The sequence below is a fragment of the Mycobacterium sp. DL440 genome (assembly GCF_011745145.1).
Lineage (GTDB): Bacteria > Actinomycetota > Actinomycetes > Mycobacteriales > Mycobacteriaceae > Mycobacterium.
In genome coordinates this window covers 5,461,554-5,472,372 of the sequence record NZ_CP050191.1, presented here as the reverse complement: position 1 = coordinate 5,472,372, position 10,819 = coordinate 5,461,554, and the positions used below count along the sequence as shown (strand labels likewise).

Annotated in this window: 9 protein-coding genes; 4 read left to right on the top strand and 5 right to left on the bottom strand. The window is 66.9% G+C overall.

All coding sequences use genetic code 11. The annotated features are described in order from the left end of the window. Window positions 1–247: 247 nt before the first annotated feature. On the bottom strand, window positions 248–1,396 hold the full coding sequence (locus HBE63_RS26695) for an AI-2E family transporter (RefSeq protein ID WP_166907726.1): 1,149 nt from the start codon (window positions 1,394–1,396) through the stop codon (window positions 248–250). A 72-nt stretch (window positions 1,397–1,468) separates the two neighbouring features. On the opposite strand from HBE63_RS26695, the gene HBE63_RS26690 reads away from it, so the two are divergent. From HBE63_RS26690 to HBE63_RS26680, 3 genes are read left to right on the top strand one after another with little or no spacing between them, the layout of a single operon-like run. After that, window positions 1,469–2,539, top strand: a complete 1,071-nt coding sequence (locus tag HBE63_RS26690; RefSeq protein WP_166907724.1) for a YbhN family protein — start codon at window positions 1,469–1,471, stop codon at window positions 2,537–2,539. Between the two features lie 23 nt (window positions 2,540–2,562). Continuing rightward, on the top strand, window positions 2,563–3,762 hold the full coding sequence (locus tag HBE63_RS26685) for a M23 family metallopeptidase (protein ID WP_166907722.1): 1,200 nt from the start codon (window positions 2,563–2,565) through the stop codon (window positions 3,760–3,762). Further along, entirely contained in the window at window positions 3,749–4,147 is a 399-nt protein-coding gene (locus tag HBE63_RS26680; RefSeq protein ID WP_208301219.1) for a DUF3054 domain-containing protein, read from the top strand. Before HBE63_RS26685 ends, HBE63_RS26680 begins: the two co-directional genes overlap by 14 nt. A 38-nt stretch (window positions 4,148–4,185) precedes the next feature. On the opposite strand, the gene HBE63_RS26675 is transcribed toward HBE63_RS26680, so the two are convergent. The 4 genes from HBE63_RS26675 to HBE63_RS26660 form a co-directional block, all read right to left on the bottom strand. Beyond that, window positions 4,186–5,532 carry a HAMP domain-containing sensor histidine kinase gene (locus tag HBE63_RS26675; RefSeq protein ID WP_166907720.1) on the bottom strand — a complete coding sequence of 449 codons (1,347 nt, stop codon included), beginning with the start codon at window positions 5,530–5,532 and terminating at the stop codon, window positions 4,186–4,188. A gap of 26 nt (window positions 5,533–5,558) precedes the next feature. After that, complete coding sequence (locus tag HBE63_RS26670; RefSeq protein WP_305848713.1) at window positions 5,559–6,299, bottom strand: response regulator transcription factor; 741 nt, start codon at window positions 6,297–6,299, stop codon at window positions 5,559–5,561. Window positions 6,300–6,303: 4 nt separating this feature from the next. After that, entirely contained in the window at window positions 6,304–6,687 is a 384-nt protein-coding gene (locus tag HBE63_RS26665) for a heme-binding protein (protein WP_166907718.1), read from the bottom strand. A 168-nt stretch (window positions 6,688–6,855) separates the two neighbouring features. Then, window positions 6,856–7,410 (bottom strand): hemophore, encoded by a 555-nt coding sequence (locus HBE63_RS26660; protein WP_166907716.1) that lies wholly within the window; start codon window positions 7,408–7,410, stop codon window positions 6,856–6,858. A gap of 268 nt (window positions 7,411–7,678) precedes the next feature. Here HBE63_RS26660 and HBE63_RS26655 point away from each other — a divergent pair, with 268 nt between their 5' ends. After that, complete coding sequence (locus tag HBE63_RS26655; RefSeq protein ID WP_166907715.1) at window positions 7,679–10,540, top strand: MMPL family transporter; 2,862 nt, start codon at window positions 7,679–7,681, stop codon at window positions 10,538–10,540. The last annotated feature ends 279 nt before the right edge of the window (window positions 10,541–10,819 follow it).

The following is a 10,819-nucleotide window of genomic DNA, read 5'->3' as shown; positions in this document are numbered from 1 at the left end:
TTCGTCGGCAGCGTCAGATGTGTATAAGGGGCAGCGCCAGCTGGCGGTGGTGGTGATAGTGCGCCGACGACGGCATTCAACGCGCAGCGTCCGGCACCGGGTCCCGGCCCGAATCCGCCGTCACGCCAACGTGATCAGGATCCGTCGACCCAGAAGTTCAACCCGCGCGACGACGAACCCCCGCGCCGCGGCGGCGGGATGAGCGCACAGGATCTGCTGCGCCGCGAAGGCCGGCTCTGAACCTCGGTTAACGTTCCGGATCCTGCGCAGGTAGGTCGTCGGGCGTGGCTTCGATGAGCACGCCCTCGGCGTCCTCCTGTCGCGCCTTCTCGGCGTCCGGGTCCGCGGACAGCAGAACCCGCGTCGCGCTGTTGATGAACGCCACGGTGGGCACCGCGAGCAGGGCACCGACGATGCCGGCCAGCACACCACCGCCCGCGATGGCCAACACCACCGCCAGCGGGTGGATCGACACCGCACGGCCCATCACCAGTGGTTGCAGCACATGGCCTTCGAGCTGCTGCACGGCGATGATCAGTCCGAGGGTGATCAGGGCGTAGACAAACCCCTTGGCCAGCAGCGCCACCACCACCGCCACGAATCCGGCGACCACCGCACCGACCAGCGGGATGAAGGCGCCCATGAACACCAGCGACGCCAGTGGCAGCGCCAGCGGGATGCCCATGATCGCCAGGCCGGTACCGATGCCGACCGCATCGACCAGGGCCACGAGGAACGTGGCACGCATGTAGCCGCCCAACGAGTGGAAACCGGCCCGCCCGGCGTCCTGGACCCGGTCACGCACATGGGTCGGAAACACCTTGGTGACAAACGCGAAGATGCTGCGCCCGCCCTGCAGCAGGAAGATCAGCGTGAACAGCACCAACAGCGCGCCGGTGAGCAGCTCGGTGAGGGTGCCCGCGGTGGACAACGCCCCGGTGGTGAGCTTCTCCTGGTTGCGCTGCAGCGCCTCGATCGCGGTATTGCCGGCCTGGTCGATCTGCTCCTTGCTCAGCTGCAGCGGGCCGTTGATCAGCCAGTTGCGCAGCCCGTCGATGCTTCGGGTCACCTGTTCGACGAGTTGCGGTGCACCCTCGACGAATTGAGAGATGACGAAGCTCAGGATGCCGCCCACCACCGCGAAACTGGCGAGCAACACCAGGGCGACGGCGGCACCACGCGGAGCACCGCGGCGGTCCATGAAGTCGACGGCGGGCAGCAGCAACGCGGCGACCATGGTGGCCAGCGCCACCGGCACCACGATCAACTCAAGGTGTTTGATCAGCCACAGCAATGCCAGGATGGCCCCAAGGATGACCAGGAGTCGCCATGACCAGGCAGCAACCTTGCGGACGAACGGCGTGACGGCCTCATCAGCAACAGGATCGGGTGACATGTCGGTAGCCTAATGCGGCGCGCCGCCGCAACCGGTGATGTCGTCGCGACCTGCGCGGTTACCCTGTAGGGCGTGTCACAGGACGCGCCGGCCGACACAGCCCGGGACCGGGCCGGCTCCACGCGCGGCAAGTACTGGTGGGTGCGATGGGCGATCATCGCACTCGCGGTCACGGTGCTCGCCGTCGAGGTGACCCTGGTCTGGGACCAGTTGGCGAAGGCCTGGCGCAGCCTGCTCACCGCGAATGGATGGTGGGTGCTGGCGGCAGTGGGCACCGCGATGGCCTCGATGCACAGCTTTGCCCAGATCCAGCGGACACTGCTGCGCTCGGCTGGAGTGCCCGTCAAGCAATGGCGTTCGGAGGCCGCGTTCTACGCCGGCAACGCGCTGTCCACCACCATGCCCGGCGGCCCGGTGCTCTCGGCGACATTCGTCTACCGCCAACAACGCATCTGGGGTGCCTCGCCGCTGGTGGCCTCGTGGCAGCTGGTGATGTCAGGGGTGCTGCAGATCGTGGGCCTGGCATTGTTGGGCCTCGGCGGGGCGCTCATGCTGGGCGCCAGCAAAAACCCACTGTCGCTGATCTTTTCGCTCGGCGCGTTCCTGGCGATCATCCTGCTCGCCCAGGCCGTGGCCACCAGACCGGAACTGATCGACGGAATCGGCGCCAAGGTGTTGTCGTGGGTGAACTCGTTGCGCGGCAAGCCCTTGGACGCCGGACTGGCCAAGTGGCGCGAAATCCTGCAACAACTGGAGTCGGTCAGCCTGGGTCGCCGGGACCTCGCGGTGGCCTTCAGCTGGTCGATGTTCAACTGGGTCGCCGACGTGGCCTGCCTGGCCTTCGCCTGCTATGCCGCAGGCGGCCATCCGTCGCTGGCCGGAGTCACCGTCGCCTACGCCGCGGCCAGGGCGGTGGGGGCGATCCCATTGATGCCGGGCGGTCTGCTGGTGGTGGAGGCGGTGCTGGTACCCGGGCTGGTGTCCTCGGGAATGACACTGGCCTCGGCCATCTCGGCGATGCTGATCTACCGGCTGGTCAGCTGGATCTTCATCTCGACGATCGGGTGGGTGGTGTTCTTCTTCATGTTCCGCACGGAGAAGGACATCGATCCAGACACCCCGGCCCCGAATCCTGAATCCTGAATCCCGAGCGCTAGGAGACGTCCATGCGAATCCGGTTCGCGATCGCAGTGCTCACGCTGACCTTGGCGGGATGCTCGGCGGCGCAGACTCCGCAGTCGGAATCGACCACTACCACCACCCCGCCACCGGTGGTCACGCCGGTGGTGGGATCGGTTCTGGCCGAACCGATACCGGTGGCGGCCACCGATGGCCGCACCCACCTGGTGTACGAGTTGATGCTGACCAACACCTCACCGGGCGTGGTCACCCTCAACTCGCTGAGCACCGCAACCGGTGACCGCAAGCTGCTCACCCTGTCCGGGGACAGCCTCAAATACTGGACCAGGGCAGTGGGCAATTCCGCTGTCGGAACCAACGTGATCGGCCCCGGACAGAGCGCCTACGTGTGGCTGGACGTGATCGCCGACGATCCGACGCAGGTGCCAGGAGAACTCACCCATGAACTCGGGATCACCGTGGCCAAGCCGATGCCGCCGCTCGTCCCGCCGACCCTGACCGAGCCCTTGGCACCGGTGTCGGTCCAGACCCGTAAGCCGGTGTCCATCTCCCCGCCCCTGACCGGCGACAACTGGGTGGACGCCAACAGTTGCTGCGATATGACACCGCACCGCATGGCACTCAACCCGATCAACGGAAAGATCTGGGCGGCAGAGCGATTCGCGATCGACTATGTACAGCTCGGCGCCGATGGCCGGATATTCGCGGGCGACCGGGCCAAGGTCGCCAGCTACCCGTACTTCGGCTCCGAGATCCACGCAGTCGCCGACGGACCGGTGGTGGCGGTGCTCGACGGCCTGAACGAGCAGATCCCCGGTGTTACGCCGAAGGGTCTCGCTCTTCAGCAGTACGGCGGCAACCACATCGTGCAGGACATCGGTGACGGCAACTACGCCTTCTACGCGCACCTGCAGCCGAACAGTCTCAGGGTCAAGCCTGGGGACAAACTCAGCACCGGTCAGGTCATCGGAGCCCTGGGCAACTCCGGCAACTCCGATGCACCACACCTGCACTTCCACGTGATGGACGGCCCGGATCCTTTGGCATCCAATGGTTTACCATTTACCTTCAAATCGTTCCGGCTGGATTCCCGGCTCACGTCGCTGAGCGCCGCCGACGCACTCTTCGACGGGAAACCGGCCGCACGGCAACCGGGCTTCGCCGAACGCGACCAAACCGACGTCAGCCCACTGGTATTGGATGTGATGACCTATGCGACGAGCTAGCGCGCCGGCCGAATGTCGCCGCCGGAGCGGCTCCGCCGCCTTCCTGGGCGACCTGATCTGTGTGGTGGTGTTCTGCACGATCGGACGGCGCAGCCACGCCGAGGGACTGACCGTGGCCGGGGTCGCCGAGACCGCGTGGCCGTTCCTGACAGGAACCGTGGTGGGCTGGTTGCTGTCGCGAGGCTGGCAGCGTCCGACGTCGTTGGCCCCTACCGGGGTCGTGGTGTGGATCAGCACGGTGGTGGTGGGCATCGTGCTGAGAAAACTGACCTCGGCGGGAGTGGCCGTCAGCTTCATCGTGGTCGCCTCGCTGACCACCGCCGTGCTGCTCTTGGGCTGGCGCGCCGTGCTCGCCGCCGCGCGCGGGCGCGCGAAATCAGCCTGAGTGCGCGGGCGCACGCAATCAGCCTGAGCGCGGCGCCGTCAATCTGCCTGAGCCGCATCCCCTGTCGGTGAGGCCGACGTGGCCAAGGTCAACGTGGCCCGCAAACCGCCGAGCGGCCCGTCGGACAACGTGATCTCACCGCCGTGCAACAGGGCCTGCTGCGCCACCAGCGCCAAGCCCAGTCCGGAGCCGCCCGCCATCGCGGTGCTGCCCCGACGGAACCGGCCCAGCACGGTCCGATGCTCCTCGACCGGTAGTCCGCGCCCGTTGTCGTCGACGGTGATGATCAGGAACTGCTCGCTGCGGTGGGCGGTCAGCACGATCCGGGTGGCCTCGCCGTGGACGACCGCGTTGCGCACCAGGTTGTCCACCGCGATGCGTAGCCCACCGGGCCAGCCCAGCACCAGCCCGACGTCATCGGCCACGTGCACGTCGATGCGGATGGTCCCGCCGGCACGGGTGTTCTCCCTGACCACCCGGTCGAGCAGGTCCGTGATGTCCATCAGTTCGCGGTCCTCGGCCTGGGCCAGTTGCCCTGAGGCGAGTTGGCCCAGCGCGGTGATGATGGCCTCCACCCGGCGCTGCGCGCGGGACAGGTCGGCGACCACCTCGTCCCGTTCGGATTCGGGCAGGTTGTGGATGCGCAGGGTGTCCAGATCCGCACGCATCGCAGTCAGTGGGGTACGCAGTTCATGCGCGGCGTTGGCGGCGAAATCCTGTGCGGCCTGAAGGGAATTGGTGGTGGCGCGCTGCGCAGCGGCCAGGCGGGTGAGCATGCCTGCCATCGCCTCGGACAGGTCCTCGGCCTCCCGCACGCCGCGCACCTTCGGCATCGTGTCGGTGCCACTGTCCAGTTTCGAGGTGTGCTCGGTGAGCTTGCGCAGCGGCCGGATGGCCGGCCCGGCCAACAGCCAGCCCAGACCGCCTGCCACCAACACCGTCGCCACACCGAACACGCTATACAGCGGAATCCTGTTGGGGCTCAACAAAATACTGTCCGCGCGGATACCGATGGACATCAGCACGCCGCCGTGCTGGTCCACGTGAACAGTGCGGACCCGGTAGTCGACGCCGTTGACGTCGACGGTCTCGGTGCCCGGCGGCAGCGCAGGCAACTGGAAGCCCCGCTGGAACACCACCTGCCCCGTCGAACGCGACCGACCCGTGGTCAACACGCCGCGCGTCGGATCCTGGAGATGCTCGGGGTTGATGCTCGCATCAACAATCGAATCGAGCCTGCGATCCAACTGCGCAGAGTCGTTGTTGGCCAACACCACCGAGGTCAGGATGGTGAACACTGCGACCACTGCCGCTGCGGCCAGCGCCGCGGCCACCGCGACCCTGGTGCGCAACGACGCGGAACGGATGAAGCCGAAGGCTCGCACCTATCCCTGGTTTCTCACGGAAGCCATCACGCATCTTCCCGCAGGACGTACCCGATCCCCCGGACGGTATGGATCACCCGGGGCACGTCGGGTCGCTCGAGCTTGCGCCGCAGATACGAGATGAAGACGTCAGCCACATTGGTGTCCACGTCGAAGTCGTATCCCCAGACCAGCTCGAGGAGCCGCTGCCGGGACAACACCACACCGGTGTTCTCCGCCAACACGGCCAGCAGGTCGAATTCCCGCTTGGTCAGGTCGACGCGGTCCCCGCCGACGAACACCAACCGGCGAGCGGTGTCGATGGTCAGCGTCCCGACGGTCATGGTGTCCGACGGATGGTCGGTGTGGCTGGCCCGGCGCAACAATGCGTTGAGGCGTGCCACGAGTTCGCCGAGGTCGAACGGTTTCGTCAGGTAGTCGTCCGCGCCGGCTTCCAGTCCCGCGATGCGGTCGTTGACCGTGTCACGCGCCGACAGCACGCAGATGGGTATCTCGTTGCCCAATGCCCGCAGGGCGGTGACCACGGCGACGCCGTCGAGTTCCGGCATCTGGACGTCGAGAACAAGCGCGTCGTGCGACTCATTCGACAGCAGGCGCAGTGCCTCCTTGCCGGACGCCGCGACCCGGACGTCGAACCCCGAATGCCGCAATCCGCGGGCAACCGAAGTACGCACATCCGGGTCGTCGTCGACCATCAGCACCGTGCGGTTCACGCTCTCGGGTGTCACGTGTCCTTCGCCGCTGGCGGGGGTAGCTTCCACCCGCATTCGGTTACGGGATGGAGGGAGCCGGAGCTTCGCCGCAGCGGTTCTTCAGGTCTACCAGCGGCTGGCGGATACCGGTCAGCTCGGCCTTGGTCTGCGGGTTTGCTTCCAGGTAGTCGTGCACCTTGGTGCGGACGTCTTCGCGCGGTAGGCCTTCCAGGCTGGTGAAGAAGTTGTTCACATCGGGATGGGTGAACAGGTACGCCGAGGTCGATGCCGACACGCCCGAAGCCACGCCGGCCAGATCGGCTGCGCTGCAGTTGGGAGGGTTGTTCGCCGGGTCGTCGGCAAGCGCCGACGGGATGGCGCCGAACAGCATCGCACCGGCTACCGCGCCGGCGCCGGCCACGCCAGCTACCACGCGCCGCGCATTTCGGGCCGAGAGCAACATGGTCAAGCTCCTTCATCGAATGGGGAAGGCCGTAACCCCAAACGGTTATCGGCTCAAGAAAGCTAAGCAGAATCCGTGACGACTTTCCTGCCTTGTGCGCAAACCGCCGCGCCGGCTCGTGAACCCGCAGTTCAGCGGTGTCACCGCCGCGACGCGACGGCGGCGGACTCAGCGCGCCGAGGCCGCGGCGGGACCCGGAAGCGGACCGGAGCCCGGTCTCGCAGCCGAGGCCGGTGAGGATTGCGCCGGCGCCGCGACGCTGGGCACCCCGACGTTCTGCGCCGAGGGCAGCGTTCCCGGCAAACCGGTGGTCGTCCCGCCCGGCGACTGCGTGGCCTGCACCAGGCCCATCAGCTGCGGCAGGGTGACCGGCAGCTTGCAGCGCGTGCCCAGGGCGGTCAGGGGCTGCTGCAACTGCTGGATGTCCTTGGCGGCTTGCGGGTTGGCATCGAAGTAGGTCTTGAGGGCCACGATCGACTGGGCTCCACCCTGCTGCTGACTGATCGTGGTCAGGGCCTGGTTGGTCTGCGGATGCGTGTCCAGATAGTTGCCGATGTTGGTGGCTACACCCCCGGCGGTGCGGGCGACCTCACTGGCCGCACACGGATCGGTCGCGGCCGTGGCGGACGGGACCATGAGCGCGGCCACCGTCGCACCGCCCGCCGCAGTCGCCGCGAAGGCGACCGCCAGCGAGCGGCGCAATCCACCGTTGGTCGGTTGCATGGAGAACTCCTTCAGCGTGGGCCCCGGCGCACACGTCAGCCGGGGTCGTCCTTGGCTATGTCGCCCGACGGCGCCGTTCCGTTAGCGACAGTGATGTAACGCTACGGAGGTCGGCTGTGGATATTGCTGTGAGAAGTCTCAGGGCGATCTCAGAACCGGAAGAGAGCGGGCCACCCTACACCGGTGGAGGTACGCTCTCGCTGACACAAGCCAGGACACGCCCAGCCATGGTGGGGGGAGAAAGCGGGGACGTCGCATCCAGCAGTTCATGATGCGCTTGAGCAGCTATCTGCGCAGATTCCGCTGGGCGGTTTTCGCGACATGGTTGTTGCTTCTGGTGCCCTCGATCTACCTCGCGATCAACCAGTCGTCCAATCTGACCGGCGGCGGTTTCGACGTTGAAGGTTCACAGTCGCTCCACGTCCAGCGGCAGCTCGAGCAACATTTCCCGGATCAGGGCGCGTCCCCGCTTGCCCTGATCGCCTCTCCGCGCGCAGATGCCTCGTTCGAGGACATGAACGCCGCGGTGGCCACGCTGGAGAAGATCGCCGGCCAGGTCCCCAGCGTCAAGATGGTGCCGAATCCGCAACAGCCGGCCCCGCAGCCGGACCGGCCGTACGTCATCACATTGCAGCTGGACTTCAACAACACCGGCGCGGTGGACGTGGCCAAGCAGCTGCGCCAAAAGATCGGGGTGCACGGCGACGACCCTGGTGAGAGCGAGAACGGCAAGGTCAAGTTCTACGTCATCGGGCAGGGCGCCCTCGGTGCAGCCGCCACCCAGGCCACCAAGCACGACATCGCCGCAGCCGAGAAGTGGAACCTGCCGATCGTGTTGATCGTGCTGCTGGCTGTGTTCGGCTCGCTGGCCGCGGCGGCGCTGCCGCTGGTGCTCGGCATCTGCACAGTCGTGGTGACCATGGGCCTGGTCTATCTGCTGTCGATGTATACGCAGATGAGCGTGTTCGTCACCTCGACGGTGTCGATGTTCGGCATCGCCCTGGCCATCGACTACTCCCTGTTCATCCTGATGCGGTACCGCGAAGAGCTGCGCGCCGGGCGTGATCCGTCCGATGCGGTCGACGCGGCGATGGCCACCTCCGGCCTGGCGGTGACGCTGTCGGGACTCACGGTGATCGCCTCGGTCACCGGCATCTACATCATCAACACCCCCGTCCTGGTGTCGATGGCGACCGGCGCGATCCTGGCCGTCGCAGTCGCGGTGCTGACCTCCACCACGCTGACCCCGGCGGTGCTCGCGACGTTCGGGAATGCCGCAGCCAAGCGATCCTCCTATCTGCACTGGTCGAGGCGCGCCGAGGCCACCCAGTCGCGTTTCTGGACCCGGTGGACCGGCGCGGTCATGCGTCGTCCGTGGGCCTCGGCTGTCGGTGCGACGATCCTGTTGCTGATCCTGGCGGCACCGGCGTTCGGCATGGTGCTGGGCAACAGCATGCAGCGCCAGTTCGAGCCCACTCACGAGATCCGCGGCGGGGTCAACGCCGCCGCCGATGCGTTGGGCCCCGGTGCGCTGGGCCCGGTGCGGGTACTGGTGACGTTCCCCGGGGACGACGGCGCATCCTCATCCAAAGGCACCGCCACGATCGACGCGGTCCGCCAGGAGATGACCAGGACACCGCATGTGGTGAACGTCCAGCCGCCCGTGTTCGCCGACAACAACACCAGCGCGCTGCTGTCTGCCGTGCTGTCGGTGGACCCAGAAGACCTGGCTGCCCGCGAGGCCATCGACTGGATGCGGGACAACCTGCCCGCGGCGGCCGGGGGGAACGCACGTGTCGACGTCGGCGGCCCGACCGCCCTGATCAAGGACTTCGACGATCGGGTGTCCAGCACCCAGCCGCTGGTGTTCCTGTTCGTCGCGCTGATCGCCTTCGTGATGCTGTTGGTGTCGATCCGGTCGGTATTCCTGGCGCTCAAGGGTGTGCTGATGACGGTGCTGTCGGTGGCCGCGGCCTACGGCAGCCTGGTGGTCGTCTTCCAGTGGGGCTGGTTCGAGGAGTTGGGATTCGAGAAGATCAGCTCGCTCGACAGCACCGTTCCGCCGTTGGTCCTGGCAATGACCTTCGGCCTGTCGATGGACTACGAGATCTTTTTGCTCACCCGGATTCGGGAACGGTTCCTACAGACCAACAACACCCGCGACGCGGTTGCCTACGGAGTCAGCACCAGCGCGCGCACCATCACCAGCGCCGCGTTGATCATGATCGCGGTGTTCATCGGGTTCGCTTTTGCCGGCATGCCGCTGGTGGCCCAGCTCGGTGTGGCCTGCGCGGTGGCCATCGCCGTCGACGCGACCGTGGTCCGGCTGATCCTCGTGCCCGCCCTGATGGCCATGTTCGACGAATGGAACTGGTGGCTGCCGCACTGGCTGGACCGGGTGTTGCCCGAGGTGGACTTCGAGAAGCCGTTGCCCAAGATCGAGGTCACCGATCTGGTGATCATCCCCGACGACATCTCCGCGCTGGGTCCGAGCGGATCAGACCTGCGCATGATGGTCCGAACCGCGGCCCGGATGAAACATCTTGCCCCACAGACGATCATCGTCACCGATCCGCTGGCGTTCAGCGGCTGCAGCAAATCGTCCGCGCGGCTCGCGGCGCGGCGGCCGGGCGGCCCGAAACGCTGCCCCGGGGTGCACCCGGTGACGATGTGGCGGGGCAGGCTTTCGGTAGCTGTGGACGCGCTGGAGGCCGAGGCCGAGGCGCAGCGGGCTCCGATGGAACGCCTCGGCCCGGTCGAGACCACCAACGTGCAACTGCCGACCGGTGATCGGCTGCAGATCCCGACGGGCGCCGAAACGCTGCGGCTGAAGAGTTATCTGGTCATGTGCCGCAACAGCACCAAAGACTTTGAAGAGTTTGCTGATCTTGTCGAGTCGATGGAAACCGAGACTGCAGCTCTGGTGTTGTCGGGCATGGACCGGTATTACTGTGGGCAGAACCCGAAGAGCAGATGGGTGGCCACGCAGCTGGTGCGGCGGCTGGCTGACCCGCAGCCGTCCGATGAACACGAGTTCGCGATGTCGGCCCCGGATGCAGCTGCCGAATGGGAGAAGGTCAGGCAGCGCTGCCTGTCAGTTGCGGTAGCGATGCTGGAGGAGGCGAAGTGACGTTGGCCCCCGACGTCCGGGAACCGAGGGATGCGCGGAGTGCGCGCCGTGACGAGGTTCAGCCGGCTCAATCGTCCGGTCGGCGTCCCCAGGGACCTCAGGTCCAACGCACCGCCGGGCAGCGCTCGTCGACCCAGCGCACTACCACCACCCCACGGGCCAACGCCCAACGGCCCGCGTCGACTCCGCGGCCTACATCCGCTCAGCGCGCCGCCTCGACTCAGCGCACGACGACACCCCGCGATACGGCGTCACGCACTTCCGGGCAACGCAGTTCGG